The following is a 25,389-nucleotide window of genomic DNA, read 5'->3' as shown; positions in this document are numbered from 1 at the left end:
CGTCGCGCCCCGGCCCCCCCGCGGGCGCCGCGCGGCGGGCGGGGGCCCGGGGCGCCGGCGCCGGAGCGCCCCCCCCCCCCACCCCCCCGAAGGGTTCTACACCATCTGCCGGCCTTGGGGCCGGGTTCCTCGTGTCCGCACTGCCCCGGGGGTGGGGGTGTGCGGGGATCGCGTATGCGTGACCGGAAACCACCGTCCTTGCGTTGGGGTCTGCGGTGTCCGCCCGGGCGAGTGTTCACGGGCCGGGCGATCCTGATGGCGCTTGCGCCCTCCATTCATCCTCTGTGCCGAACTGTCACTTTGCGTACTACTGGTACTGCATCTGCTGAACTGCGTACTACGGGTACCGCTGGTGGCGGCCCCTGACACCTGCGGGCCGCCCGGTCCGGCAGTCACACCCGTCGCCGTCCTGCACCTGCCTGGCTTCGGAAGTCCACCGCCGGACCGAACCTCGAACTTCTGTCCAACAACCCCGGCCAGTTCGTGTCTGGCCGGTATCGCCGACTGCTGTCTACGAGAGAAACGTTAGACCCGCCCGTCGGCAATGTCTACTCCGGCGCACATAGATTTTGCGGCGCCCGCGGGTGAGGTAGCCTTCCGCTGCGCGGCGGCGGCAACCCCCGAGTCGCCGCCTCGCGCCCGAAGGAACGAGCGACACCGTGCAGGGAGGCGGTAGTGGAGAACCCGGCGCCCGCGGCACCGGAGACGGCCCGGGGCGGACAGGCGGCCCTGGTCGGAGCGATCACCGAGGCCGTACGCGACGGCGACGACCGAACCGTCCGGCGGCTGCTGGCCCGCTTCGCGGAACTCGCTACCGCCGCCGACCTGTACGCCCTGCGCGACGCCCTCGACACGGTCCGCCCGTCCGGCGGCCGCGGGCAGGGTCCGGCGATCGTCTAGAAGGGTGTGCCTCTCGTTCGGTCCGGCCGCTACCGGCGTCGAAAGGGGAGCGGCCGAACCGCGGGGGAGACCGGTGAACCTCCGTGAGCGGCGGTACGTCGGGGCCGGGCTACCCCGGCCACACCGCGCCGCCCCCGGCGGGAAGACCACCGCCGAACGGGTCGGCATCGAGGCCGGCCTCCGGCCAGGCGGCCGGCGGCGTCGACTCGGCGGCCGCGTGGTGGTCCGGGCCTGCTCGATGGTGGGGTAGACCGGAAAGAGGGCTCCGGCGAGTGGTAGGGCCCGGGAGGGCGGCCTGTTCCCGATGGACGCACGCCGCGCCGCGCCGGCGCGTCGAAGCAACGCGCAGGTGCCCGCAATACGGGGGGCCGGACGGTGGCTGCGGGATCATGTTGCCATGGACGAGCGTGATGCCACGAGGTGCTCCGCGACGGATGGCCCGCGACGCAGCGGGTGGTCTCGCCGAAGGGCGGGACCGGCTGCCGGGTGGGGCCGGTGACCCCGGAGGGGCCGGCTGAGGGCCTGACGCTGGAGGCGCTGCTCAGCCAGTCGCCGCTGGGGCTGCACATCTTCGACGCCGGTCTGCGCCTGGTACGGATCAATGCGGCGACGGCGGCCATGCGGGGCCGTGACGCCCGGGACCTGATCGGTCTCCCTTTCCGAGAGGTCTTCCCGCTGGACGACCTGGATTCCGTGGATGCTCTGGCGCGCTCGGTGCTCGAGGACGGGCGGCCCGTGCTGGAGCGGCGTGTCCGGGCGTTCCTCGATCCGCCCCCGGCGCCGGCGCGCGCGTATTCGGTGTCCATGTTCCAGCTGCGGTCGCACGCGGGGGAGGTCCTCGGACTGGCGGTGACAGTGGTGGACGTGACGGACCTGGCCATCGCGGAGGCGGGCTCGCAGGTCCTGGGCGCGGTCCGGGCACGTGTGGGGGTCTCGCTGGACGCGGTCGAGATCTGCCGGGAGCTGGCCTCCGTCCTTGCCGGCGGCATGGCCGACGCGGTGGTCGTGGAGGTCGTCGACGCACTGATGACGGGCGATGATCCCCCGCTGCTGCCGGCGCCGGGGTTCGTGGCCCTGCACGGCGCGGCCGTGCAACGTCGCGGCACCGACCTCGCAGACGGGCCGTTCGGCTCCTCGTACGTGCCGGACGCGGCGTCGCCCTTCGGCCTGGCGCTGGCGCGGGGCCGGCCGGTCACGGTCCCCCTGGAGGGCGACGAGGCCTGGCTGCGCGCCGCCGACCACGGCGCCGCCCTGCGCGGCGCGACACCCGTCACCGTGCTGGCCTCGCCGTTCATGGTGCGCGGCACGCTCCTCGGCCTGCTGACCCTGTACCGCTGGGCGGGCTCTCCCGCCTTCACCGACGAGGACGCGGCCTTGGCCGCGACGGTGTGCGACTACGTCGGGCTGTGCCTGGACAACTCACGCCGCTTCACCCGCGAGCACGCGGTCGCCGCCACCGTGCAGCGCAGGTTCCTCCCCCAGGCGACGCAGCCCGCCGTCGGCCTGGAGACCGCCCGGGGCCATCTGACGACGCCTTCGGCCAGCGGCGGCTGGTACGACGTCATCCCCATGTCGGGCGCCCGCACCGCGCTCGTCGTCGGCGAGGTCGACGGCTCCGGGATCCACACCTCCGCCACGATGGGACAGCTGCGCACCGCCCTGCGCTGCCTGGCCTCCCTCGACCTCGCACCGGACGAGTTGCTGGCCCGCCTGGACGAGACCACCCGGCAACTGGCGGCTGAACGCCGTGCGCTGCCCGCAGCCGACCCGCTGCGCGAGCAGCCACTGGTCGCGAGCTGCCTGTGCGCAATCTACGACCCGGCCTCCGGCACCCTCACCGCGGCCCGCGCCGGCCGCCCCGGCCTGGTCCTCGTCCCCCCGGACGGCGTCCTCACCGAGGTGGACCTCCCGGACGGACCGGTCCTGGGAACCTCCGAGACCGCCCCCTTCGCCGCGGCCTCCATGCCCGTCCCCGACGGCACGGTGCTGGCGCTCACCACACCGGCCCTGTATGCCGCCCTCGGCGCACAGGATCTCGCGCAACTCTCCGGCGCCGACCGCTCCCTGCCCGAGCAGTGCGACCACGTGCTGGTCGCGTCGGGCGAGGCCCGCCAGGCGGGAGCGGTGGTCCTGCTCCTGGCCCGGGCGGCCGGGCTGGACCGCGACGACGCCGTGGAGTGGGCCCTGGACCCCGATGAACGCGCCCCGGCCCACGCGCGGTCGCTCGTACGAGCGCAGCTGGAACACTGGGAACTGCCCGAGGAGACCGTGTACACCATCGAGCTCGTGGTGAGCGAGCTGGTGACCAACGTCGTCCGTTACGGCGATCCTCCGTGCCGCGTGCGCCTGATCCGCGCCGACCGGTTGAGCGTCGAGGTCAGCGACGGCGAGGCCTCCAGCCCCCATCTCCGCCACGCCCGGACCACGGACGAGGGCGGCCGCGGACTCTACATCGTCTCGCAACTCGCGGAGCGGTGGGGTGTCCGCTTCGCGGCCAACGGGAAGACGGTGTGGGTCGAACAGCAGGTGGCGGACGATGCCGAGCCGGCCTGACGACGACTTGAGGTGTGAGCCGACCTTCGGGCCGACGAAGGCGAACCTCGTTGCCGCTCGGAGCGCCGCTACGGCGCCTGTTGCACACCTCGTAGCTGGTCATGTCGTCATGGAGGTGCAGGTGCGCGACTACGGGCTGTCGGCGATCCTCTCCCCCGCACCGCCGCCCGTGGCGGTGAGAGCGCTCGGCTGCACCGACTCCACCACCTGGCAGGCCGGCCGAACACACCTGGAGCCCGGTATTCCGCCAGAGATCACGAGCGCTGATGACTCGCCGCTGGGTGCGGCGCTGACATGCGGGCGCAGGGCCTGACGGCCGGTGTGGTTGCGGATCGCAGGAGGGGTGGCTCCCGGCCCTGCCACCTCGGCTAGGAGCTGTCCGGCCGATCATGTGACTGTCACCTGATCTGCTCGTTGTTCTGGGCATGGGGCGGGGAGAACGCGGTGATCTGTCAGATGCGGAGTGGGATCGGTTGCGGCCGTTCCTGCCGGTGACTAACGGTCGGTGCGGACGGTGGCGTGATCACCGGCAGGTGATCAACGGAATCCTGCACCGGGTGCGGACCGAGTGCACTGGCGCGACCTGCCAGAGCGGTTCGGGCCCTGGAAGACCGTCTACGAGCGCCATCGGCTCTGGTCGGCCGACGGCACCTGGGAGCGCCTGCTGCAGCGGGTCCAGGTCGCAGCCGACGCAACCGGCGAGATCGACTGGGACATCTCGGTGGACTCCACCATCGTGCGGGCCCACCAGCACGCGGCCGGCGCCCGCACCGACCCGCCGCCGGCCTTCGCCAGCTCAAGAGAGGACTACGCACTGGAACACCAGGACGAGGCTCAGTGGCAGAGCCTCGTCGACCGGCTGGTGGAGGTGGTGCGGGAGGCGAGGGCCTGGGCCGTTCACGCGGCGGCTTCACCAGCAAGATCCACCTGAGCGCGGACGGACTCTGCCGTCCGCCGTCCCTGGTCGTCACCGCAGGCCAACGGGCGGACTGTACGCAGTTCGTGCCGGTGCTGGAGAAGATCCGCGTTCCCCGGCCCGGGTTGGGCAGGCCTCGCAAGAAGCCCGACAGCGTCGCGGCGGACAAGGCACCCCATGCAGCTATCGGGTCAAGCGGCGGTGGCAAGTTGGGGCTTCGTCGGCAGAGTGAAGGCGATGGCTTCGTCGAACTTCTGGCGGGTGGTCAGGCAGTGGTGGAGCTGGCCGATCATGCGGTTGAACAAGTGACGGAGGGCCGCGTAGTAGCGATCTCCGGACTCGCGTCGGCGGTTGTAATGGGCATGGGCGCCGGGTGAGGCGGTGAGGGCGGCAAACGCCCAGTGCCGGCCGGTTGCCGCAAGCCGGCTGTTCTTGATCCGGCGGTGGCTGACGCGGCGGCTGCGGCCGGACTCGCGGGTGACCGGGGCGCTTCCGGCGTAGGCCTTCAGGTCGCGGGCGGTGTCGAAGCGGGTGCGGTCGTCGCCGATCTCGGCGAGGATCCGGGCGCCGGTGAGCACAGCCAGACCCGGAAAGCTGGTGATGATCTCCGCGTCGGGATGTTGCAGGAACAGCTCCTCGGTGGCCTGGGCCAGGTCGTCGCAGGCCTGGCAGGCCGCGTTGAGCTGGGCGAGAAGTGCGAGGGTCTGACGTCCCATCGCGGCCTCGACCAGAGCCGGCTGGCGGAGCCGGGTGCGACGGAAACACTTCCAGGAGCCGGTCGGTCTCGGCGTCGATTCGCCGTTGGCGGCCCGCCCGGGTGACGGCGGCCCTGAGCTGGCTGCGGCTCAGGGCGGAGGCCTCCTCGGGTGTGGAAGCGCCGGCCAGGATCGTGCGGGCCTCCCGCGCCAGCAGCCGTTCCCGCTTGTCGGCGAACGCCTCGAGGATCGCCGGGTAGTACTCGCGCAGGTGGGAGCGGAGCCGGTTATGGGCGCGGGTGCGGTCCCAGACCGCGTCCTGCTGGGCCCGGGCCAGGACGGCGATCGCCCTGACCAGGTCGGAGTCGTCGGGCAGCGGTCGGTGGAGGGCGGCGTCGGTCCGCAGGATGTTCGCCAGGACGACGGCGTCCTGGTGGTCGGACTTCTTTCGGGACGCGGCGTGTCGGTCCCGGTAGCGGGCCACCGCCATCGGGTAGATCGCGTAGACCCGCCGGCCAGACGCTCGCAGGCAGGCCACCAGCAGACCGCGGGAAGTCTCGATCGCGATCGGGATCGGAGTCTCCGGGCCGTCGCCGTGCTCGGCCAGTAGCCGCAGGAGGTCCTGGAAGCCCTCGGCATCGTCGGCGATTCGCAGCTTGCCGAGCAGGCGGGCGTCGGCGTCGACCACCGCGACGTCGTGATGATCCTCGGCCCAGTCGATTCCGCAGGTCACGTGCAATGCGTGCTCCCCTCGAAGCGCGTGCCGTCCGTCGGCGTCGAGCCGCGGCAGGGACCACCCGGCGACCTCATAGAAGCGCTCGCTGGCGCACCACCCCATCAGCCGTCCGTGGCCCCAGCGATGTCCAGGGTCCTCACTCTCGTGAAGAGCTCCACGGCTCCGGCTGATCGGGAGGTGGCCCTGGAAATGGCTCGAACCACGGCACGCTATGGCCGCCGCGATCAGATGGGCAGGGGCCGCGCACGCATCGCTCTTGTCGAAGCACTCCAGGCGCGGCATCCAGAACAGACGTCTCGCCCGGCCCCTGCCGAGGCCAGCAACCACCGGCCTCGACGCCTATTAGGCATACAGCAACGGTCCCTGCCGTCAGTACCTTCGGCGGCGGGGCATTCGGCAGACGATTCCGGAGAAGATCGACAGCCAAGCTGTCCGCCTGCGTAGAGGATCGCGAGGCGGCCGGCCACCGGGCTTCGACGAGGACCGGTACAAGAAGCGCAACACCGTGGAGCGAGCCATCAATCGGCTGAAGAACTCCCGAGCAGTGGCAACGCGGTACGACAAGCGCGGCTATGTCTTCCTCGGCACGGTCACCGCCGCTGCTGTGGCCATCTGGCTCCGCTCCTGACCGACTCCTCCTGCGCGGCGCTTGCATGGAGCAGCGTTTGATCATATGGCCCAGGCGGTGTCGGGCAGTTGGTGGTAAACGTCGTCCATGGCTTCGGCGGGAAGGAAGACGGGTCTCGTGATCAGGTGATCGCCTGCACGCTGTACGCACAGCACGAACCCGAGCGTCAGCGATCCGGCCTCTGCTGCCGGCAGGTAGAAGAGCTCGGTGTAAGGTTCCCGACTCTCGGCACGCTCGACCAACCACTGTTCCAGCTCTGAGGGAACGCGACCCACCAGCGCCACCCCGTCTGTCAGAACCTGCGGTCCCCGCCGTGCGTCGACTGAGATGCCGCACAGGCGCTCAGCCGTGAAGTAGAGGTCCAGGCCCGCCTCCGAGTGGGTTCGGCGCTCGCCGCCCCGCCATTCGAGGCCCGGGAGGCCTCCGCCAAGCACAGCAGAGGCTTCGTCCGGGCTCATTCCGAATCGCAGTGGGCCTACGCTCACGAACGGATCCAAGAGCCACTGCTGTCGTTCACTGTCCGGCAGGACGTGCCACACCTTCATGTGGTGCAGCCTACGAGCAGTAGGCCATCCAAGCTCCGCGGCCTACTGACTCTTGTGCCCGCAGCGATGTGATCGGCCGGACAGCTCCTAGTCGTTCGGCGACATACCCCGACGGCTGCCCGGATCGGGTTCCGGCAGTGGCCAGTTGGGGTGGCTGAGGTGGTGTCGCAGGGCGTCGAGGCGGGCGAGGTGGGTGTCGAGGCTGGCGTTGACCGAGTTCGTGGTGGCGGCCACTCGTGCTCCGAGGTCGTGGATCCGGTCCAGGAGGTCCTGCCAGCGCCTTTCGGCGGCGGCGACGGGGTCAGGCGCGGCGTTGGTCGCTGTCATCGCGAAGCTGGGTGGTGTGGTGGGTGAGGGCGTCGAGGCGGGTGGCGAGGTCGCCCTGGCGGGTGCCGATGTGGGGACGGATGGCGGCGAGGGGCTCAATGAGGTCGGCGGGGTCGGTGGTGCCGAGGGCGGAGGTGAGGGCGGCCTGGGCGGGCCGGGCGCCCGGGGCGAGTGCGGTCGTGGCGATCTGGGCGGCGAGGACCCGCAGCTCGGCGGCGTGTTCGCGGGCCCAGGCGGTGACCGTTCGGTCGGCGGCCCGGCGGTCGCGGACGGCTTTGACGCGTTCGGCGCCGGTGCTGGGCGGCGTGGTGCCGCCGGCGGGCTTGAGACGCAGGTAGCGGTTCTCGGCGGCCTGGCGGCTGGCGACGCCCATGGGCTGGGCGAGGTCGGCCCAGGTGGCGCCGGCCTCGCGGGCGGCCTCCACGAGTCCGGCTTCCCAGCCGGCGAGCCGGCCGCGCAGCTCGCGCAGCAGCACCAGGGCGGCCAGGGCCTGTTCGGGGCCTTCCTGCTCGTCGGGGGCGGTCGGGGGCTGGGAGGAGGGGTTCTGGGCGGCACGGACAGCGTCGTCGATGGCGGCCAGCGCCACCGCGGCCGCCAGGAACGAGGCGGGCTCGTCCGGCTGGGGGGGACCAGCAGCGGGTCTGCGGGACTTCTCACTCATGCAGTCACTCTATAGGCGACACGCCGACTTGTCATCGGATGGATGACGCGCTAGAAAGGTGTCAGGTGAAGCGCACTGGCACCCATTCGATCAGTGGAGGTGTTTCGCGATGCTGTTGCGCACTGACCCGTTCCGCGAGCTGGACCGCCTGACCCAGCAGTTCATCAACACGACCGGCACCTGGTCCCGGCCGACCCCGATGCCGATGGACGCCTACCGGGCCGGAGACGAGTACGTGATCTGCTTCGACCTGCCCGGGGTGGACCCGGAGGCGATCGACATCGACGTCGAGCGGAACATGGTGACCGTCAAGGCCGAGCGCCGCCCGCGCCAGGAGGGCGAGGGCGTGAAGTGGGAGCTGTCCGAGCGCCCGCTCGGCGTGTTCTCCCGCCAGGTCATGCTCTCCGACACCCTCGACCCCGCCGGGATCACCGCCGACTACGACGCCGGCGTGCTGACCCTGAAGATCCCGGTCGCCGAGAAGGCCAAGCCCCGCAAGGTCGCGATCAGCCACAGCGCGAGCCGCAAGCAGATCCGGGCCTGACCGGCCCCCGATGCCGTTCCGCGCCGCCCCAGATCTCTCCCCCCTCGATCGACGGGGCGGCCGGAACACCCCCGACCGCCGGCCGCCCTCGCCCCGACCGGCCCACCCGCAGCGACGCGGAAACGCCATGAACGGCCAGAGCAACCAACCCTTCATCGTGCGGGCGAACGGCGAGATCGACCTCGACACCGCCCCGGCGCTGCTCCGTGCTCTGGCCGCCGCGCTCGAGTCGCACCGGGAGGTGGTGATCGATCTGTCGGAGGTGACGTTCATGGATTGCGCGGGCCTGGGCGCCCTCGTCCGGGCCCGCAACCAGGCCGACCGATGCGGGGCCCGCCTGGTCCTGCGCGGGGCCGGGTGCTGCATCGTCCGGCTGCTGAGGCTCACGGGTCTGCACCGGCGCCTGGCCCCCGAGCCCTGACCGGGCACCCGGTCGAGCCGGCCCTTGACACGGAGGGAGAACCGCAGTGGCTCTTCGATGGGAGGCGTTCCTGGAAGAGATCCGGGAGCGTGGCGAGTACGACACCCCGCAGGAGGCCGAGCGGTCCGCCCGGGTCGTCCTGGCCCTGCTGGGCGCCCACCTGGTCGGCGATGTGCGTGCCGAACTGGCCGCCCGCCTGCCGGAGACCATGGCCCTGATCCTGCTCACCCCCCTGCAGGCCGCCGAGCCGCTCAGCCCCGAGCGCTTCGTACGCGCGACCGCGGCCTGGGTCAAGGGCGCAACCGAAGCCACGGCCCTGTGGGACATCGGCGCCGTCCTGTCCACGGTGGCCGACGCCGCCGGCGACCGGCTCATGGACCGGATCCTGTTCCAACTGCCCCCCGGATACGACCTGCTGTTCGGGCGCCCGACCGCAGGGACACGACCCTGACCACCCCTCACACCGCCGCCGGCCCGCCGGCGGCCAGCCCCCGGAAGGCCCCACGGTCATGACCCGCTACCGCCACCTCCTCCAGCAGGTCCGCAACCTCGGCCGCTACCCCACCGACGAGGAAGCCGAACGCGTCCTCACCGCCGTCCTGGCCGTCCTCGGCTCCCAGCTCACCGGCGACGAACGCTGCGACCTCGCCGCAGCCCTGCCCGACCGGGCCCGCACAGTCCTCACCAACCAGATCCCCCTTCCCACCCCGGTCACAGCTCCCGCCTTCGTCGAAGCCATCGCCCACGCCCTGGGCACCAGCCTCACCGCCGCCCGCTGGGACGCCTCCTCCGTCCTGGCAGCCCTCAGCACCCTCACCGACGACCACCTCACCGACCGCCTCCTCACCCACCTGCCCCGCGGCTACGCCCTGCTGTTCGGCCGCGCGGACCTGGCCGCCGTCGCCTGAGAAACACGACCCCGCTGCCGCCGGCCAGGTGTTCACCACCGTGGTCGAGGTGGTCGCGAGGATCACCGCGGTCAGGGAGGCGGGGGCGGTGCACCACCGCAGCACGGGTTCGTCGAGGGCGGGAGCGGCGACCCGCAGGTCGCCCAGGAGCTCGATGCCGTCCCGACCCGGCCCGGGGGCCGCAGCCAGCCCTTCGTGACGCCCCTTGCCGGCAGCGGGCACGTCCGGTTCGGCCTGGGTGAGAACGGCGAGCACCCGTGCGGGCGGTCGTTCGGCGGGTGGTGGTGCGCGGGGGCGGTCGTGGCATGGGCCTTCCCCTCGCCTCCTTCTCGTGATCTCCTCGCCCGCCGGGCGTCACGCGAGCCAAGCGGACTCCTTCGGACGGGTGTGCGGGGAGCTGTCGGTGCCGCCGGGCGCTGCCGTGTGGCCCAGATAGCGGTGCACGAAGTGGATACTCATCGCGCCTTCGCCGACCGCGGAGGCCACCCGCTTCACCGAGCCGCTGCGGACGTCGCCGGCGGCGAAGACGCCAGGCAGGCTGGTCTCCAACGTCAGGCAGTCGCGGCCCTGGCTCTGCCACAGTCCGGGAACGGAGCACGCCTGCGCCTCCGCGCCGGTGAGCACGTAGCCGCGCGCGTCGAGGGCGAGTGCGCCGGACAGCCAGCCGGTGTGAGGGTCTGCGCCGGTGAAGACGAACAGGGCCCGCACCGCGAGGTGGCGGTGCTCGCCCGTACGGTGGTCAACCATGGTGATCGCCTCCAGTGCCTTGTCGCCGAGTGCCTCGGTCACCTCGGTGTGCAGCAGCACGCGCACCCGCGGGTGGCGCACGATCTGATCGATCAGGTAGCGGGACATGTGCGCCTCGAGGCTCGGCCCGCGGACGAGCAGATACACCTTCGGCGCGTACCCGGCCAGGAAGAGCACAGCCTGGCCTGCGGAGTTGCCGCCGCCGACCACGGCCACCTGGTCGGCGAGGCACTGCTGGGCCTCGTAGGCGGTCGCCGAGTAGTGAACGCTCGTTCCCTCCAACGGTTCGATGCCGGGCACCTGGAGCCGGCGGTAGCGGGCGCCGGTGGCCAGCACGACGGCGCGGGCGGCGATCTCGCTGCCGTCGGCGAATGCCACCACGTAGTGGCCGTCGTCCTTGGGATGGAGACCGGTCGCCTCCGCCGGAATGCTGATCCCGGCACCGAACTTGTCGGCCTGGAGCACGGCACGTTCCGTGAGTTCGGCGCCGGAGATCCCGGAGGGGAAGCCGAGCAGATTCTCGATGCGGGACGACGTGCCGGCCTGGCCACCGGTGGCCAACGTCTCCACCACGGTGGTGCTCAGGCCCTCGGAGGCGGCGTACACCGCGGCAGCGAGGCCGGCGGGTCCGGAGCCGACGATGAGGACATCGCCGTGACGGTTCGCGGCAGGCAGCGACGGCAGGCCGATGAGCTGAGCCAGTGCCGCGTTGCCGGGATTGCGCAGCAGGGCGGTGTCCCGCCAGATGACCAGCGGTGTCTCCTCCGGGCCGACGCCGAAGCGGCGCAGCAGCTCCTCGGCCTCCTCGTCGGTCTCGAGGTCGATCCACCGGTGCGGCAACCGGTTGCGGACGGCGAATTCGCGCAGCCGCCTGGTGTCGGGCGAGTAGCGCGAGCCGATGATGCGGAAGCCGGCTCCCTGCCCTACGAGCAGGGCGCGACGGCCCAGACAGGCGCGCAGCACGACGTCCCCGATCGTCGAGTCGTGGGCCACCAGGCGGCGCAGCTGGTCCAAGGAGACGGCGAGGACCTCGCCCGGCTCCCTGGCGACGGCGGTGTAGAAGGCCACCTGTCCGTGGAGCAGCCCGAGTTCGCCGATGAAGCGGCCGGGGCCGTGCACGCGTAGCAGGCTTTCATCGGGCGTGCCGTAGCCCTCGACGATGGCGACCGCACCATTGAGAACGACGTAGAACGTCTCGCACCGCTCCCCTTCCCGGATCAGCACGTCACCGGTGTCAACCGCGTGCCGCCGGCCGTGCTGCGCCAGGCGGGCCGTCTGGTCGTCCGACAGGCGGGGATAGGCGCCGTAGATGTCGGGCGTCTCGGCGGGGACGCTCTCCTGCGCCTCGTCGGGCACAGGCGTTGCGCCGGGCGGTGTCTCGTCGCCGGGCATCACACGAACGCCTCATGGGCGAAGCACCAACGCCAGTTCTCGCCGGGCTCCAGCGACGCCACGATCGGATGGCCGTGGGCGGCGGCGTGGCGGCGGGCATGCCGGTTCGGCGAGGAATCGCAGCAGCCGACGTGGCCGCAGGTCAGGCAGAGCCTGAGGTGGACCCAGGGGGAATGCGTGGCCAGGCACTCCTCGCACCCCGGGGTGAGCGGGGTGACGGGGCGCACGAGGGCGAGGTGGGGGTCGGTCCTTACGGTCACTGTCGATCATCCTTTCCCAGCCGATGCGTGGCCGGCGATCGACTGCTCCACCCACCGCCGCAAGGCGGGGGCGGGTGCGGCACCCGCCTGCCGGGCCACGGTCCGTCCATTGTCGAGAGCCAGCAGCGTCGGTACCGCCTGGACCTCGAACCGCTGCGCCAGGCGCGGGTTCTCGTCGATGTCGACCTTGACCAGCTTGATTGTTCCTGCGAGATCGGCGGCGACCTGCTCCAGGGCGGGGCTGACCATGCGGCAGGGGCCGCACCAGGTGGCCCACAGGTCGACGACGACGGGCACGGTGGCCTGCTCGACGACGTCGGTGAAGTCGTCGTCGCCCGCGTCGGCCATCCACGGCAGCCACCGCTTGCAGTTGCCGCACCTCGGGCGGCCCTCGGCGGCCGCCGGCACCCGGTTGGTGCGCCCGCAGTGCGGGCAGGTGATGTTGGTGGCTCGCACGGTGCTCATGCCGCCCTCGTTCCCTTCACGTCCTCGGGCTGGTCGTAGGTGACCACCAGTTCGCCCGCCTGGGCGTCGACCCGGACCGTGGCGCCGTCCTGGACGTCGCCGCGCAGCAGGGCCCGTCCGACGAGGGTTTCGACCTCGTGGGAGATGTAGCGGCGCAGCGGTCGTGCGCCGTACACCGGGTCGTAGCCCTGGTGGGCGATCACCTGCCTGGCGGCTTCGGTGAGTTCGACGGTGATGCGGCGTTCGGTGAGGCGGCGGCGCAGTTCGTCGAACTGCAGCTCCACGATGCGCTCGATCTGCCGCTCGCCGAGGGGCTTGAACAGCACGATGTCGTCGACGCGGTTGAGGAACTCCGGGCGGAAGTGGCCGCGCAGCTCGCCCATCACCCGGGCGCGGGCGTCGGGCTTGATCTCGCCTTCGGTGGTGGCGCCGTCGAGGAGGTGCTCGGAGCCGATGTTGGACGTCATGATGATCACGGTGTTGCGGAAGTCGACCGTGCGGCCCTGAGCGTCGGTGATGCGGCCGTCATCGAGGACCTGGAGCAGGGTGTTGAAGACGTCGGTGTGTGCCTTCTCGACCTCGTCGAACAGCACGACGGAGTACGGCTTGCGGCGTACGGCCTCGGTGAGCTGGCCGCCTTCCTCGTAGCCGACGTATCCGGGCGGTGCGCCGACCAGCCGGCTGACGGTGTGACGCTCCTGGTATTCGCTCATGTCGAGGCGGACCATGTTCTCCTCGGAGTCGAACAGGGCCCGGGCGAGGGTCTTGGCCAGCTCGGTCTTCCCGACGCCGGTGGGGCCGAGGAAGATGAACGAGCCGATGGGGCGGCGTGGGTCGCGGATGCCGGAGCGGGCGCGGATGATGGCGTCGGCGACGAGCTTGACGGCCTCGTCCTGGCCGATGACCCGCTCGCGCAGGATCTCGTCGAGGCGCAGCAGTTTCTCGCGTTCGCCCTCCTGGAGGCGGGCGACGGGGATGCCGGTCCAGGCGGCGACGATCTCGGCGATCTCCTCCTCGGTGACGACCTCCCGCAGCAGCCGGTTCTGGCCCTGCTTCGCGGCCAGTTGCTCTTCCTCGGCCTTCAGTCGGCGCTCCAGTTCCCGGAGTTTGCCGTAGCGGAGTTCGGCGGCTCGGTTGAGGTCGTAGTTGCGCTCGGCCTCCTCGGCTTCGTGGCGGACCTGCTCCAGTTCCTGGCGCAGTTCCTGCACGCGGCGGATGGCCTGCCGTTCGGCCTCCCACTGGGCGTGTTTGGCGTCGGCCTCGCCGCGCAGGTCGGCCAGTTCCCTGCGCAGTTCCTCCAGACGGGTTCGGCTGGCGGGGTCGGTCTCCTTGGACAGCGCCGCCTCCTCGATCTCCAGGCGGGTGACGCGGCGGGTGATCTCGTCGAGTTCGGCGGGCATCGAGTCGATCTCGGTGCGCAGCCGGGCGCACGCCTCGTCGACGAGGTCGATGGCCTTGTCGGGCAGGAATCGGTCGGTGATGTAGCGGTGGCTGAGGGTGGCCGCGGAGACCAGGGCGGTGTCCTGGATCTTGACGCCGTGGAAGACCTCCAGGCGTTCGCGCAGTCCGCGCAGGATCGAGATGGTGTCCTCCACGTTCGGTTCGTCGACCAGGACCTGCTGGAAGCGGCGTTCGAGAGCGGCGTCCTTCTCGATGTGCTTGCGGTACTCGTCGAGGGTGGTGGCGCCGATCATGTGGAGTTCGCCGCGGGCGAGCATGGGTTTGAGCATGTTGCCCGCGTCCATGGCTCCTTCGGCGGCGCCCGCGCCGACGACGGTGTGCAGTTCGTCGACGAAGAGCAGGATGCGTCCTTGGGCGGCCTTGACCTCGCTGAGGACGGCCTTGAGGCGTTCCTCGAACTCGCCGCGGTATTTGGCGCCGGCGACCAGGGAGCCCATGTCGAGGGCGAACACCGTCTTGTCGCGGAGTCCTTCGGGCACGTCGCCGCGTACGATGCGCTGGGCGAGGCCCTCGACGATGGCGGTCTTGCCGACGCCGGGGTCGCCGATGAGGACGGGGTTGTTCTTGGTCTTGCGGCTGAGGATCTGGGTGACGCGGCGGATCTCGGAGTCCCGGCCGATGACCGGGTCGAGCCTGCCGGCCCTGGCCTCGGCGACGAGATCCCGGCCGTACTTCTCCAGGGCCTCGTAGGCCACTTCGGGGTTGGCGGAGGTGACGCGCTGGTTGCCGCGGACCTGGGTGAGTGCGCTCAGGAACGAGTCCTTGGTGATGCCGGCCTGTTTGAGCAGTCGTCCGGAGGCGGTTGACGAGCCCTCGTCGGCCAGGGCGAGCAGGAGGTGCTCCACGGACACGTACTCGTCCTTGAGGCGCTTGGCCTCCTGTTCGGCGGCATCGAGCAGGCGGGCGAGGCGCTGGGTGACGAAGACCTGGCCGGGTGCCGCGCCGGGGCCGGTGACCTTGGGACGGCGGGAGAGTTCCTCGCTTACGGCGGCGCGCAGCTCCTTCGGCTCGGTGCCGGCCTGTTGCAGCAACCGCGGGATCAGACCGTCCTCCTGGTCGAGGAGCGCGAGCAGCAGGTGTTCCCCGTCGACCTCGGTCTGCCCCATGCGGACGGCCGTGGTCTGGGCCTCCTGCAGGGCTTCCTGGGACTTCTGGGTGAGACGGTTCATGTCCATGGGGGTGTTTCACTCCTTGTGCCGGCGCGGCGGAGGGCGGCTTCGAGCAGGCTGATGCGGTCCAGCAGGTCCAGTACCAGGCCGATGGATGCGTAGTTGAGGCAGAGTCCGGAGCGCAGCCGCTGGATGCGGGCGAGGACCGCCGGGGCCGTGGGGTCGAACACCAGGTGCTTCGCGGCGTCGCGCTCGGCGTCGACCAGGCCGAGGGCGACGAACCGGCGGATCAGGTCGGGGTGGAGGCCCGAGCGATGGGCCACGGTGTCCAGCGAGAGCCTGGGGACGGGCACGAGCGCGTACCGGACGGCCGCCGAAGCGGTGACGTCGGCGCCCGGCCGGACCGGACGGGCGCCCATGCCGGCCCGGCCGATGCCCGCGGAACGGTCGTTCATCGCGTCCTCCTGGGGTCGAACGAGGATGTGGCGGCGAGTTCCTCGAACAGTTCGCGCTCCCGGTCGCCGAGGGTGGGCGGCACCATGACGCGGAGTTCGGCGTAGAGGTCGCCGTTTGCGCCTCGCGGGTTCGGCATGCCCTCGCCGCGCAGTCGCAGCCGCCGGCCGCTGGAGGAACCCGCGGGCACCGTGACCTTGGCCGTGCCGCCGCTGGGGGTGGGCACCGGCACGGTCGCTCCCAGGGCCGCTTCCCAGGGGGCGACGGGGACCTGGACGTACACGTCGCGGCCGTCCAGCCGGAACCGGGGGTGGGGCTGGATACGTACCCGCAGGTACAAGTCGCCCGCGGGAGCGTCGCCGCTGCCCTGGCCGCCCTCGCCCGAGAGCCGGATGCGCTGCCCGTCGGTGACACCCGGTGGCACGTCGACCTCGTACCGCCTCGGCTGCCCGGTGGGACCGGCGAGCGTGATGGTGCGGCGGCCGCCTCGGTAGGCCTCCTCGACGGTGAGCGGCAGTTCGGCCTCCTGGTCGGCTCCGGGGACACTGCCTCGGGCGGCGCCGGCCGCGAACATGGAGCCGAGCAGGTCCTCGATGTCGATGCCCTCCGCTGCGAAGTCGTCGCCGAAGCCGGTGGTGTACCGGACGCGGGGGCCGCCCGCGCCGGCGGTCCCCCGTGTGCGGAAGCCGTCGCCCGCTCCGGCCGCGACCCGTTCGTCGAAGTCTTCGGGGATCTTGCGGAAGTCGTCGCCGAAGCGGTCGTAGCGGGCCCGGGTCTTCGGGTCCGAAAGGACGCCGTAGGCCTCGTTGAGGTCCTTGAAGCGTTCCTCTGCCTGCGGGTCCTTGTTGACGTCGGGGTGGTACTTGCGAGCGAGCTTGCGATATGCCTGCTGGATCTCGTCCTGGCTCGCGGTCCGCGGCACGCCCAGCACCTCGTAGAAGCTCCGTGCCATGACCGGTCACTCCCGCTTCGCGACCGTCACGGCGGCGGGCCTGAGCTGCCGTTCGCCGTCCCCGTATCCGGGGCGCAGCACCTCGACGACGGTTCCGGGTGGGGCGTCGGGGTCCTGGACGACGCCGACCACCTCGTGCCGGGCCGGGTCGAAGGCGACGCCGGTCTCCGCGTGCCGCGGGTAACCGAGCAGTTCGAGGACGTTCACCGCCTGGTCGCGTACGGCCCGGACGCCTTCCACGATCGCGCCCGGATCGGCGCCGGCGTGGGTCAGGGCGAGCTCGAGGTTGTCCAGGACGGGCAGGAAGGCGGCCGCCGTGCGGGACCGCTCGACCGTCCGCTCCCGCTCCAGTTCCCTGGCGTGGCGCTTGCGAAGGTTGTCGAGGTCGGCGAGCGCGCGCCGCCAGCGGTCCTCAAGTTCCCGGATCGCGGTCGTGTACTCGTCCTCGGCGGGCGTGGGGCCGGCGGCGTCGGGTCCCGGTTCGTCGTTCGCTGCTTCGGGCCGGGGCGGCGGGCCCGGTTGCGGCAGATCCGCACGAGGAGGGCGTACGGCGCCCTCCGGGACCGGCTCCGGCGCGGCCCGGTCGGGTTCCTGGGGACGGGCGGGCATGGCGCGCCTCAGCTCTTGTCGAACTCGGCATCGATGACGTCGTCGTCCCCGCCACCGCCGCCCGGGCCACCGGTCGCGCCGCCCCCGGTGGTGTCCTGGCCGGGACCGCCTGTGGTAGCGGCGTCCTGGTGGGCCGCCAGCCCGGCGAGCACTTGCTGGAGTTCGGAGGTCAGGGGCCGCACGCGCTCCGCACCCGCCTCTTCCTTGACCGCCGCCCGGGCGTCGGCCACGAGCATCTCGGCGCGTGCCTTCTCGTGGGCGGGCGCTGCGTCGCCCAGTTCGGCGAGGCGCTTCTCGACCTGGTAGGCGACGGCGTCGAGCTCGTTGCGGGCGTCGACGGCCTCGCGGAGTGCCTTGTCCTGGCCCTGGTTGCGCTCGGCCTCCTGGACCATGCGTTCGACCTCACTGCGGTCCAGGTTGGAGCTCTCGCTGATGGTGATGCCCTGTTCCTTGCCGGTGTCGCGGTCACGTGCCTTGACGTTGAGGATGCCGTTGGCGTCGATGTCGAAGGTGACCTCGACCTGCGGTTCGCCCCGCGGCGCCGGCCGGATGTCGGTGAGCTGGAACCGGCCGAGGACCCGGTTGTCGGCGGCCCGTTCGCGCTCGCCCTGGAGGACGACGACGTCCACCGCGGGCTGGTTGTCCTCGGCGGTGGAGAAGGTCTCACTGCGGCGCACCGGGATGGTGGTGTTCCGCTCGATGATCTTCGTCATCACGCCACCGCGTGTCTCGACACCCAGCGACAGGGGTGTGACGTCGAGCAGCAGGACGTCCTTGACCTCACCCTTGAGCACCCCGGCCTGGATCGCGGCACCCATCGCCACAACCTCGTCGGGGTTGACGCTCATGTTGGGATCCTTGCCACCGGTCAGCCGACGCACCAGCGCCTGGACCGCCGGGATACGGGTGGAACCGCCGACGAGGATGACCTCGTCGATGTCGCTCTCGCCGACCTTGGCGTCGGCCATGGCCTGCTGGACCGGTCCCAGGCACCGCTCCACCAGGTCGCCGGTGATCTGCTCGAACGTGGACCGCATGATCGAGTCGGTGAGGTGCTTGGGGCCCGAGGCGTCGGCGGTGATGAACGGCAGGCTCACCTGTGTCTGTGTCACCGAGCTGAGCTCGGTCTTGGCCTTCTCCGCCGACTCGAACAGGCGTTGCAGCGCCTGCGGGTCCTTGCGCAGGTCGATGCCGTTCTCCTTCTGGAAGTCGTCCGCCAGGTAGTCCACCAGGCGCCGGTCGAAGTCGTCACCGCCCAGGTGGCTGTCGCCGGCGGTGGAGCGCACCTCCACCACGCCGTCGCCGACGTCGAGGATGCTCACGTCGAAGGTGCCGCCGCCCAGGTCGAAGACGAGGATCGTCTCGTGCTGCTTCTTGTCCATGCCGTACGCGAGGGCTGCCGCCGTCGGCTCGTTGATGATCCGCAGCACCTCCAGTCCGGCGATCCGCCCGGCGTCCTTGGTGGCGGTGCGCTGAGCGTCGTTGAAGTAGGCGGGCACCGTGATGACCGCCTCCGTGACCCGCTCCCCCAACTGCTTGGAAGCGTCGTCGGCGAGTTTCCGCAGCACCTGGGCGCTGATCTCCTCGGGCGCGTACAGCTTGTCGCGCACCCTGAAGCGGGCCGCCCCGCCGTCGCCCTCGACGACGTCGTACGCCACCGCCCTGGCCTCGTCGGAAATCTCGTCGAAGTGCCGGCCGATGAACCGCTTGGCCGAGTAGATGGTGCCCTTCGGGTTGAGGATCGCCTGGCGCCGGGCCAGCTGGCCCACCAGTCGCTCGCCCGTATCCGTGAAGGCCACCACGGACGGTGTCGTGCGGTTGCCCTCGCTGTTGGGTACGACGGCCGGCTCGCCGCCCTCCCACGCGGCGATCACCGAGTTGGTGGTGCCCAGGTCGATGCCCACTGCCTTCGCCATGAGGAACTCCTCCCGGTCCGGCGCCTACGCCTTCTGTCCGGATCACGCTTTCAGGTACGAGTGGGACCCGTGCCGGTGGTCTGCGGCGCGCCGCTCAGCCCTACGGCGCCGTCGTCGACCGTCGCGTCCACGACGGCCTTGTACCGGCTCGGCTGCATCGAGCGGGGCTGGGCGAAGTCCCGGCGACCGCCATGCATCTCGAACCACTTCTCAGGGTGTCGAGCCGAACGGCTCCGCGCCTGCGCCCGGTGAGTCAGAAATGCACGGGTCCCGTCACCCCGCGAGTACGAAGGAAAAATCCGGATATCTCGGATACGTCGACCTGCGCGCGGGTAAATGCCAACGAAGCCTCCGGTAGAACGGAGTGATCGCATGTCCAGCAGAGTGGCGCACGGCCGCTACTCCGGCCGGGAGGGCAGCCTTCCGCGGGGCCGCGGGCGGCACACCGCGGCTGCACGGAAACGACCCGACCCATCCGCTCCCTCGCCGGCCGACCATGCCCTCCACGAACTGGTCGCGTTCTCCCGCACCCTGTTCGCCACCCCGGACGAAGGCGAGATCCTGCGCCTGGCCATGGACCACATAGCCACTGCGGGGCCGTACAGCACCGAGGCGGGATACCTCAGGGTGGACGGCGGCCTGGCCCCCAGCCCGAGCGGGCGTTTCCATGCCTCGGCCGTGGACCGGAGGGTGCGGGAGCTGGCCGGCGAGGACGGCTCTGTGACCGTACCCGGCCGGCCCTGGGGTCGGGCCCTGGGACTGCGCGGGTTCGAGAGACTCCACGGCTACGTCGTGGTGACGTCCCGCTCCCGGCCCACCGAGGCCGAGCGATCCCTGCTTGCCACGATCGTCGGGCACACCGCTGCTGCACTGTCTGTCGCCTTCGCAGACCGCCGCCAACGCGAGGACGCGCTGGAGCTGCACCGGCTACGGGTGGAACGCACAGCCCTCCAGCAACAGCTGATCTCCGTCGCAGCCGAGCTGGGGTACCAGCGGGCCGTTCACGCGCTCATGGCGGACGCCGCCGCCTCGGGCGGCGGCGAGGAAGCCATCATCCGCGCATTGCACGGGCTCACCGGACTCCCCGCGCTGATCGAGGACCGCTTCGGTCGGCTGAGGTCCTGGACCGGCCCCGGCCGACCCGACCCCTATCCCGAACCGGACCCCGTACGCCAGGACGAAATGCTGCACGCCGTCGCCCGGGAGGTCGGGCCGGTGCGGATAAAGGACCGGCTGATCACCCTGATCCGCCCGCACGGCGAGATCCTGGGCGTGCTGGCCCTGGTCGATGCCCGGAGCGAGGCCGACGAGCACACCGTGCTCGCGCTGGAGCACGCCGCCACGTCACTCGCCCTGGAGCTGGCGCACCTACGCACTCTGGCAGAAGTGGAGCTGAGGCTGCACCGCGAGCTGGTCGAGGACCTCCTGGCAGGAGCGGACGAGGCGAGCGCCTACGCCCGGGCCGAGGCAGTCGGACACGACCTGCACCGCGCTCACTACGTCGTCGTGGTGCAGCGGTCGGACCGGACTGCGGACGAGTCCTTCGCGCAGACCGTGGGCCGGGCGGCCTCCGGCGTGGGCATGCGCTCGCTGCTGGCCCGACGGTCCGACCACATCGTCCTTATCGCCGACGACAGGCCGCACGCCCGCGCGCTGTACGAGGCGCTCGCCCGGGAGACCGGGACACGGTCCGCGACGATCGGGGTGAGCACCCGTTGCGACTCCCCGGGCGACATCCCCCACCGCTACCAGGAGGCGCAGCGCGCCCTGGAAGTGCGCCGCCACTCCCGCGAGCGCTGCGGCACGACGTTCTTCGACGAGCTCGGCCTCTACCGCATCCTGGGACCTGGCAACGGTTACCGGGAACTGGAGATGTTCGTCCACGAGTGGCTCGGGCAGCTCATCGACTACGACTCCCAGCACCACGCGACCATGGTGGAGACCCTGTCCCGGTACTTCGACTGCGGCGGCAACTACGACGAGACCGCCGAATCCCTCGCGATCCACCGCAGCACGCTGCGCTACCGGCTCCAGCGCATCCGCGACATCAGCGGCAACGACCTCGGGAACGTCGAGGACCGGCTGAATCTCCAAGTGGCGACCCGAGTATGGAAGATCGTGCTGGGCGGGCCCGGCTCATAGCCCGATGGAACGATCAGGACCAGACGGACCAGGCCCGGACCAGTGCTCCCATGCCGGGCCTTCGACTCCCCGTTCATGCCGGTCAGAGCCGCGCGGGCAGGTGCACCAGCAGCAGACGAAGACCTGGAGACACGCCGCGGCAGCCGCCCGCACATCGCCCGCAACGGAAACCGAATCCCTCCCGCACAATCATCCGCGATCAACTTGCGGAAGAACAGGAATTCCCGTACGGAAGGGACTCGACCACCCCTCCTCGACATGACGATAAGCATTTATCGGCGCCACGGAATCAGGGGCGGGCGGCAGTCGAAAACACTTCTGCTGAAATCAGCAGGTGTTCGCGCACGCGATCGTGGCCTTGCTGGTGAGAGCAGGCCCTGTACGGGGAGAACGAGGAGATCCGGCCGTACCGGCGGCACCGGCCGGGAGCCAGCGTGTCACATGGCGCCGACGCCACCCCGGGGGCATCCTGAGGGCACTTGCGATCGCGGGAACAGCCGACGAGAAGGGTCCAGCGATGCCGCTGTCGTCGCAGGACGTAACGGTCGTGACACTCCTCGCGGACCCGGACACGCCGACGGAGATCGCCCAGCGCATGGCCCGGACGCTTCCTGATCGGCTCGCCGACAAGTCGGGCCAGGGGCGACAGTTCGACGTCGAGGTGGTCAGTGAACCCTTCACCTCAGGGACCGAGGACCCGCCCACCCTGATGAGCCGGATCATGGACCGTGGGAGTGCGGAGAACTGGGACATCGTCGTGGCCCTCACCGACCTTCCGCTGCACTCGCACGGGCGCAGGCTCGCTGTGTGTTCGAATCACCAACACGGCTTGGCACTGCTCTCTCTCCCTTCACTGGGGGGCCTACGGCTGCAGACGAGGGCCCGGCAAGCCGTTGAAGAAGCCGTGCTCGGCCTGGTAGGTCCGCAAACCACCGGAGCTGAAGGACCTCTGCGAAGTCAGCCGCGTCCGGGCCCCTCCGTCCGTCGTCCCGCGCCCATTCATCCGGGCGAATCCGGTGAGGAGGAGACCGATGATGTTCGGTACGTCGCCGGCGGGCCGCGCGGTTACCTGCGGGTGCTCGCCGGCATGGTCCGCGCCAACCGGCCGTGGCGGCTGGTGCCGGGCTTGTCGAAGGCCCTGGCGGCCGCGCTCGCCACGGGAACAGTCGCCACCGTGAACTCCACCGTCTGGAGCCTGGCCACGTCCATGGGCACGCCACGCCTCGTGATCGCCACGGTCGGGTCTGTCGCGATCATGATCGGCTGGCTGATCGTGGACGCAAACCTGTGGCATCGATCCCCAGAGAGCTCGCCGGCGGCGAGGCAGCGGGCGGCTCTCTACAACGCCTCGACCGTCGTGACCGTGGGGATCGGGGTGCTCGTCTGCTACATCGGTTTGCTGGTCATCAACTGGGTGTGGGCGCTGTTCATCCTCAACGACAAAGTGTTCGCCTCCATGACGCAAAACCCGCTCCACGCGACGGAGTACTGGACGTTGTCCTGGTTCGTCGCTTCGGTCGCCACCGTGGGCGGCGCCCTTGGATCGGGGTTGGAGAGCGACGAGGCGATCCGGGCAGCCGCCTACTCCAAGCGCGAACAGGAACGCCGCAGACTGCTGCACGACGACAACGGTGACAACTGAGAACGACTGTTTGATGTCGTTTCACGTGGTGGGCCCTGACGGCAGAGCGACGCGCCGCCTCAAGGCCGCACAAGCATTGACTGAGCCCCGCTCGGATCCCACGCGCCCGATTGATCGAGGTTCACCACCGGCACCAACAGGTCGAGCGTGTAGGCGACCGCATTGAAATGCGGTCCGCCCGTACCCAGCGGTGGAGGGCGGTGGCATGCGAAGTACACCGATCCGGCGGCCAGCAGGCCCGACAACCGCAGTCACACCGGCCAGGGCCGGGACCCGCACCGACGCGCCGAGACGCGCGAACCCGGCCGCGGAGGCCGGACCGATCCCCGACGCGGCACCGGTGACCCCGACCATGGCCGGCCGGTGCGGACCGGCCGTCACCCGTGCTGGGTGCGGCGGCGGAGCGACCTCGCGAAGCGTCCGATCATGACGGCGTTGGCCAGGCCGGCGGCGGTCGTCGCCGCGGTGAGGAGCAGGGGGCCGCACCATTCGAGCGGGCTGTCCCACACCAGGGCCGGCAGCGGCAGACCGAGGATGCCGAACGGCGCCGTGGCCAGGACCGGCCACATCCCCGCGAAGGAGGTGTCCCGGGTGACATAGGCGGCGTGCAGGAAGACGCCGATCGCGACCACCACCACGACCAGGTAGGCGCGGGAGAGCGGAGGGAGACCGGTGGACCCTCCGTGAGCGACGGTACGGCGGGGCGGGTTTGCCCCGGCCGCAACGCGCCGCCGCGGCGGCAGGATCACCGCCGAACGGGTCGGCGTCGCGGCCACGGCCTGCCTCGACGGTGCCGGCGACGTAGGCTCGGCGGCCGCGTGGTGGTCCAGCGCCTGCTCGACGGTGGAGCAGACCGGGAAGAGCCGGTCGGTCCGGGTGACGTGGGGGTGCGCAGCACGTGCGTGCTGGGGGCGGCCAGGACCAGCGGGGTGTCGGGGCGATGCGCCGGACACTGATCGGGGCGTTCAGGCGGTGGAGGCGACCAGCTCGACCGCGGACAGGTCGACGACGAGCAGGGCCGGGTGCCAGGCGAGCGCCTCGTTCAGGGCCTGCCGGACCGTGGCCTCGTTGTCCAATGTGGACGTCCCCGCCGGAGGAACAGACCACGCGATCACGAGTCAGGGTGATCTTCAGACCCGGAGCCGGCGCGCTGGACATCTCGTATCGATCAGGCGTGGCCATGGCCCTGCCTCCGGCCCACCAGTGGCCCCGCCGATTCGGGTGGGCCTGGGCCCTGGTTCCCCGCGGGTGCGGGCACACAGTGCGGCGACAGCCGACGGGCACCAGCGAGCGCCACGGTGACGCCCACCGAGACGGCCGACACTACGCCGCCACCCGGCCCCCGCCCCGCGCTGTCGCGGGGGCGGTTCGGCGCGAGGTGGCGGCGTGCACCGGGCTGTGCCGGCTGATCCGGCGGGAGACGGCGGCGGCTTCGTCGAGCGAGTGGACGTGGGCGGCGGCCTCGACATGCGGTGCACAGCGGCACCTGGGGACCCGGCAGGTTCGCCGGCCCGGCCCGGCCGGGGGTTCGGGCTGGTCGATTCGGGCGGTTCCCCCGCGTTGCCGGGCCTTCCGGCGGGCTAGGGCGCGACGTTCCCCGGCGTCTCTGCCTTCGGCTTCACGGCGCCGCTTCCCCAGGAGCCTGAGGTGATCAGAGTTTGTGCATGGAGGCGTATGGAGGGGTGATCCGCTCCTGCCGCGATCCGAAGTCGACGAGGGCAGCCGTGTCGCCGCCACCTTCAACGCCGATGACACGGCCCAGGCCGTGCGTGTCGTGGGTGACGCGGTCGCCGATGGCGAACCGCTTGGGCGGTGCCTCCACCCGCGCCTTGAAGGGACTGGTGGGCAGGTGGCGGGCTCCATATGCGGTCATTCCTTCGAGTATGACGAGAAGACGGCCTGTTCGGAAGCACTACGGCCCGCGAAATTTCGCGTTCAGAGGTGGATGCGGGAGGCCCGGGCGTGGCGCCCGCGCGGGGCGCCGGGGCGAAACGGCGGCAAAGCCGGAGGCGCCACACCCGCCAGGAGGCGACTTTCGCGAAAAAATCTCAGCTCCGGCAAGGCCACCACACCAGCAGCAACTCGCCACCTCCTAAGGGCTGTTGGCATGTCTTGCGGCCGGGGATCGGCGGATGCGGGTGAGACCTCCGCAAAACCGGCAGCGAAATATTCACCCGCGGCAGGCCTCCACCTGCTACAGTCGAATTAGTTGCAGTAGTGGTTCCCATGAACTTTGTGTGCGCCTGCTGGTGTATCGCAGGCGTATTTTTGTTTCCCGGTCTCTTCCGGGTGGGCGCTCCGCGGCGACCCGATGCCCACGTTGTGCGGGTTTCGAACAGCCTTTTTTAGGAGATTTTTTTATGGCTAATGGCACTGTGAAGTGGTTCAACGCGGAGAAGGGCTTCGG

At 70.9% G+C, this 25,389-nt stretch carries 23 protein-coding genes and 3 pseudogenes; 11 read left to right on the top strand and 15 right to left on the bottom strand.

The features are described 5' to 3' along the window. The first annotated feature begins 675 nt into the window (after positions 1 to 675). The 4 genes and pseudogenes from ACFV0G_RS08155 to ACFV0G_RS08140 form a co-directional block, all read left to right on the top strand. The gene (locus ACFV0G_RS08155) at positions 676 to 900 is read left to right on the top strand and encodes a hypothetical protein (protein WP_380543516.1); all 225 of its coding nucleotides are present in this window, start codon (positions 676 to 678) and stop codon (positions 898 to 900) included. A 495-nt stretch (positions 901 to 1,395) separates the two neighbouring features. Beyond that, complete coding sequence (locus tag ACFV0G_RS08150; protein WP_380543513.1) at positions 1,396 to 3,453, top strand: SpoIIE family protein phosphatase; 2,058 nt, start codon at positions 1,396 to 1,398, stop codon at positions 3,451 to 3,453. A gap of 109 nt (positions 3,454 to 3,562) precedes the next feature. Continuing rightward, positions 3,563 to 3,766, top strand: coding sequence for a hypothetical protein (locus ACFV0G_RS08145; protein ID WP_380543510.1), 204 nt, complete (start codon positions 3,563 to 3,565; stop codon positions 3,764 to 3,766). 112 nt (positions 3,767 to 3,878) lie between these two features. After that, positions 3,879 to 4,542 (top strand): annotated as a pseudogene (locus tag ACFV0G_RS08140) (IS5 family transposase); the annotation flags it as partial. An 18-nt stretch (positions 4,543 to 4,560) separates the two neighbouring features. On the opposite strand, the pseudogene ACFV0G_RS08135 reads toward ACFV0G_RS08140, so the two are convergent. After that, positions 4,561 to 5,854 (bottom strand): annotated as a pseudogene (locus ACFV0G_RS08135) (IS110 family transposase). 292 nt (positions 5,855 to 6,146) lie between these two features. Between ACFV0G_RS08135 and ACFV0G_RS08130 the strand changes: the two are divergent. Then, positions 6,147 to 6,428: pseudogene (locus ACFV0G_RS08130) on the top strand (IS5/IS1182 family transposase); the annotation flags it as partial. Between the two features lie 41 nt (positions 6,429 to 6,469). Here the strand turns inward: ACFV0G_RS08130 and ACFV0G_RS08125 are convergent. From ACFV0G_RS08125 to ACFV0G_RS08115, 3 genes are all read right to left on the bottom strand, one after another. Further along, positions 6,470 to 6,973 (bottom strand): hypothetical protein, encoded by a 504-nt coding sequence (locus tag ACFV0G_RS08125; protein ID WP_380543507.1) that lies wholly within the window; start codon positions 6,971 to 6,973, stop codon positions 6,470 to 6,472. 87 nt (positions 6,974 to 7,060) lie between these two features. Next, positions 7,061 to 7,300 carry a hypothetical protein gene (locus ACFV0G_RS08120; RefSeq protein WP_380543504.1) on the bottom strand — a complete coding sequence of 80 codons (240 nt, stop codon included), beginning with the start codon at positions 7,298 to 7,300 and terminating at the stop codon, positions 7,061 to 7,063. Next, positions 7,275 to 7,961, bottom strand: a complete 687-nt coding sequence (locus ACFV0G_RS08115; RefSeq protein ID WP_380543501.1) for a type III effector protein — start codon at positions 7,959 to 7,961, stop codon at positions 7,275 to 7,277. The genes ACFV0G_RS08120 and ACFV0G_RS08115 overlap by 26 nt, the downstream gene beginning before the upstream one ends. Positions 7,962 to 8,070: 109 nt before the next feature. Here ACFV0G_RS08115 and ACFV0G_RS08110 point away from each other — a divergent pair, with 109 nt between their 5' ends. The 4 genes from ACFV0G_RS08110 to ACFV0G_RS08095 all read left to right on the top strand — a co-directional run bounded on the left by ACFV0G_RS08110 (position 8,071) and on the right by ACFV0G_RS08095 (position 9,834). After that, positions 8,071 to 8,505 carry an Hsp20/alpha crystallin family protein gene (locus ACFV0G_RS08110; protein WP_380543498.1) on the top strand — a complete coding sequence of 145 codons (435 nt, stop codon included), beginning with the start codon at positions 8,071 to 8,073 and terminating at the stop codon, positions 8,503 to 8,505. A 127-nt stretch (positions 8,506 to 8,632) separates the two neighbouring features. Continuing rightward, a complete protein-coding gene (locus ACFV0G_RS08105) occupies positions 8,633 to 8,926 on the top strand; it encodes an STAS domain-containing protein (RefSeq protein ID WP_380543495.1) in 294 nt (97 codons plus the stop codon). A gap of 46 nt (positions 8,927 to 8,972) precedes the next feature. Continuing rightward, a complete protein-coding gene (locus tag ACFV0G_RS08100; protein WP_380543492.1) occupies positions 8,973 to 9,377 on the top strand; it encodes a DUF2267 domain-containing protein in 405 nt (134 codons plus the stop codon). Between the two features lie 58 nt (positions 9,378 to 9,435). Further along, complete coding sequence (locus ACFV0G_RS08095) at positions 9,436 to 9,834, top strand: DUF2267 domain-containing protein (RefSeq protein ID WP_380543489.1); 399 nt, start codon at positions 9,436 to 9,438, stop codon at positions 9,832 to 9,834. Between the two features lie 354 nt (positions 9,835 to 10,188). Here ACFV0G_RS08095 and ACFV0G_RS08090 read toward each other — a convergent pair whose 3' ends face one another. The 9 genes from ACFV0G_RS08090 to ACFV0G_RS08050 are packed head-to-tail and all read right to left on the bottom strand — an operon-like array spanning position 10,189 to position 19,395. Further along, positions 10,189 to 11,973: an FAD-dependent oxidoreductase gene (locus tag ACFV0G_RS08090; RefSeq protein ID WP_380543486.1), complete on the bottom strand. Its 1,785-nt coding sequence runs from the start codon at positions 11,971 to 11,973 to the stop codon at positions 10,189 to 10,191. Then, positions 11,973 to 12,233, bottom strand: a complete 261-nt coding sequence (locus ACFV0G_RS08085) for a UBP-type zinc finger domain-containing protein (RefSeq protein ID WP_380543483.1) — start codon at positions 12,231 to 12,233, stop codon at positions 11,973 to 11,975. Before ACFV0G_RS08085 ends, ACFV0G_RS08090 begins: the two co-directional genes overlap by 1 nt. A gap of 6 nt (positions 12,234 to 12,239) precedes the next feature. Continuing rightward, positions 12,240 to 12,698 (bottom strand): thioredoxin, encoded by a 459-nt coding sequence (trxA, locus tag ACFV0G_RS08080; protein WP_380543480.1) that lies wholly within the window; start codon positions 12,696 to 12,698, stop codon positions 12,240 to 12,242. Next, positions 12,695 to 15,334 (bottom strand): ATP-dependent chaperone ClpB, encoded by a 2,640-nt coding sequence (clpB, locus tag ACFV0G_RS08075; protein WP_380543477.1) that lies wholly within the window; start codon positions 15,332 to 15,334, stop codon positions 12,695 to 12,697. The genes trxA and clpB overlap by 4 nt, the downstream gene beginning before the upstream one ends. After that, positions 15,325 to 15,723 carry a chaperone modulator CbpM gene (locus ACFV0G_RS08070; RefSeq protein WP_380543474.1) on the bottom strand — a complete coding sequence of 133 codons (399 nt, stop codon included), beginning with the start codon at positions 15,721 to 15,723 and terminating at the stop codon, positions 15,325 to 15,327. The genes clpB and ACFV0G_RS08070 overlap by 10 nt, the downstream gene beginning before the upstream one ends. After that, a complete protein-coding gene (locus tag ACFV0G_RS08065) occupies positions 15,720 to 16,673 on the bottom strand; it encodes a DnaJ C-terminal domain-containing protein (RefSeq protein WP_380543471.1) in 954 nt (317 codons plus the stop codon). Before ACFV0G_RS08065 ends, ACFV0G_RS08070 begins: the two co-directional genes overlap by 4 nt. Before the next feature lie 6 nt (positions 16,674 to 16,679). Further along, positions 16,680 to 17,282 (bottom strand): nucleotide exchange factor GrpE, encoded by a 603-nt coding sequence (locus ACFV0G_RS08060; RefSeq protein ID WP_380543468.1) that lies wholly within the window; start codon positions 17,280 to 17,282, stop codon positions 16,680 to 16,682. Positions 17,283 to 17,290: 8 nt separating this feature from the next. Next, positions 17,291 to 19,198, bottom strand: a complete 1,908-nt coding sequence (gene dnaK / locus ACFV0G_RS08055) for a molecular chaperone DnaK (protein WP_380543466.1) — start codon at positions 19,196 to 19,198, stop codon at positions 17,291 to 17,293. A 50-nt stretch (positions 19,199 to 19,248) separates the two neighbouring features. Further along, entirely contained in the window at positions 19,249 to 19,395 is a 147-nt protein-coding gene (locus tag ACFV0G_RS08050; RefSeq protein WP_380543463.1) for a hypothetical protein, read from the bottom strand. 175 nt (positions 19,396 to 19,570) lie between these two features. On the opposite strand from ACFV0G_RS08050, the gene ACFV0G_RS08045 reads away from it, so the two are divergent. Continuing rightward, on the top strand, positions 19,571 to 21,340 hold the full coding sequence (locus ACFV0G_RS08045) for a PucR family transcriptional regulator (RefSeq protein ID WP_380543460.1): 1,770 nt from the start codon (positions 19,571 to 19,573) through the stop codon (positions 21,338 to 21,340). Positions 21,341 to 21,857: 517 nt separating this feature from the next. Next, on the top strand, positions 21,858 to 22,982 hold the full coding sequence (locus ACFV0G_RS08040; protein WP_380543457.1) for a hypothetical protein: 1,125 nt from the start codon (positions 21,858 to 21,860) through the stop codon (positions 22,980 to 22,982). A gap of 377 nt (positions 22,983 to 23,359) precedes the next feature. On the opposite strand, the gene ACFV0G_RS08035 is transcribed toward ACFV0G_RS08040, so the two are convergent. Together ACFV0G_RS08035 and ACFV0G_RS08030 are read right to left on the bottom strand one after the other, a co-directional pair. Further along, positions 23,360 to 23,935, bottom strand: a complete 576-nt coding sequence (locus ACFV0G_RS08035) for an SCO4225 family membrane protein (RefSeq protein ID WP_380543454.1) — start codon at positions 23,933 to 23,935, stop codon at positions 23,360 to 23,362. 698 nt (positions 23,936 to 24,633) lie between these two features. Further along, the gene (locus ACFV0G_RS08030) at positions 24,634 to 24,855 is read right to left on the bottom strand and encodes a hypothetical protein (protein ID WP_380543451.1); all 222 of its coding nucleotides are present in this window, start codon (positions 24,853 to 24,855) and stop codon (positions 24,634 to 24,636) included. Positions 24,856 to 25,389 lie beyond the last annotated feature (534 nt).

This window comes from Kitasatospora sp. NPDC059571, assembly GCF_042735675.1.
GTDB lineage: Bacteria > Actinomycetota > Actinomycetes > Streptomycetales > Streptomycetaceae > Kitasatospora.
This window is presented reverse-complemented; position numbering and strand designations above follow the sequence as displayed.

Excerpts from the sequence above, each read along its gene's own strand:
- ACFV0G_RS08050 (WP_380543463.1), bottom strand. The coding sequence starts at position 19,395 with ATGCATGGCGGTCGCCGGGACTTCGCCCAGCCCCGCTCGATGCAGCCG.
- trxA (WP_380543480.1), bottom strand. The coding sequence starts at position 12,698 with ATGAGCACCGTGCGAGCCACCAACATCACCTGCCCGCACTGCGGGCGC.
- ACFV0G_RS08095 (WP_380543489.1), top strand. The coding sequence starts at position 9,436 with ATGACCCGCTACCGCCACCTCCTCCAGCAGGTCCGCAACCTCGGCCGC.
- ACFV0G_RS08065 (WP_380543471.1), bottom strand. The coding sequence starts at position 16,673 with ATGGCACGGAGCTTCTACGAGGTGCTGGGCGTGCCGCGGACCGCGAGC.
- ACFV0G_RS08125 (WP_380543507.1), bottom strand. The coding sequence starts at position 6,973 with ATGAAGGTGTGGCACGTCCTGCCGGACAGTGAACGACAGCAGTGGCTC.
- ACFV0G_RS08070 (WP_380543474.1), bottom strand. The coding sequence starts at position 15,723 with ATGAACGACCGTTCCGCGGGCATCGGCCGGGCCGGCATGGGCGCCCGT.
- ACFV0G_RS08115 (WP_380543501.1), bottom strand. The coding sequence starts at position 7,961 with ATGAGTGAGAAGTCCCGCAGACCCGCTGCTGGTCCCCCCCAGCCGGAC.
- ACFV0G_RS08040 (WP_380543457.1), top strand. The coding sequence starts at position 21,858 with ATGCCGCTGTCGTCGCAGGACGTAACGGTCGTGACACTCCTCGCGGAC.
- ACFV0G_RS08105 (WP_380543495.1), top strand. The coding sequence starts at position 8,633 with ATGAACGGCCAGAGCAACCAACCCTTCATCGTGCGGGCGAACGGCGAG.
- ACFV0G_RS08145 (WP_380543510.1), top strand. The coding sequence starts at position 3,563 with ATGGAGGTGCAGGTGCGCGACTACGGGCTGTCGGCGATCCTCTCCCCC.
- ACFV0G_RS08120 (WP_380543504.1), bottom strand. The coding sequence starts at position 7,300 with ATGACAGCGACCAACGCCGCGCCTGACCCCGTCGCCGCCGCCGAAAGG.
- ACFV0G_RS08110 (WP_380543498.1), top strand. The coding sequence starts at position 8,071 with ATGCTGTTGCGCACTGACCCGTTCCGCGAGCTGGACCGCCTGACCCAG.
- ACFV0G_RS08090 (WP_380543486.1), bottom strand. The coding sequence starts at position 11,973 with ATGCCCGGCGACGAGACACCGCCCGGCGCAACGCCTGTGCCCGACGAG.
- ACFV0G_RS08030 (WP_380543451.1), bottom strand. The coding sequence starts at position 24,855 with ATGACCGCATATGGAGCCCGCCACCTGCCCACCAGTCCCTTCAAGGCG.
- dnaK (WP_380543466.1), bottom strand. The coding sequence starts at position 19,198 with ATGGCGAAGGCAGTGGGCATCGACCTGGGCACCACCAACTCGGTGATC.
- clpB (WP_380543477.1), bottom strand. The coding sequence starts at position 15,334 with ATGGACATGAACCGTCTCACCCAGAAGTCCCAGGAAGCCCTGCAGGAG.
- ACFV0G_RS08060 (WP_380543468.1), bottom strand. The coding sequence starts at position 17,282 with ATGCCCGCCCGTCCCCAGGAACCCGACCGGGCCGCGCCGGAGCCGGTC.
- ACFV0G_RS08045 (WP_380543460.1), top strand. The coding sequence starts at position 19,571 with ATGTCCAGCAGAGTGGCGCACGGCCGCTACTCCGGCCGGGAGGGCAGC.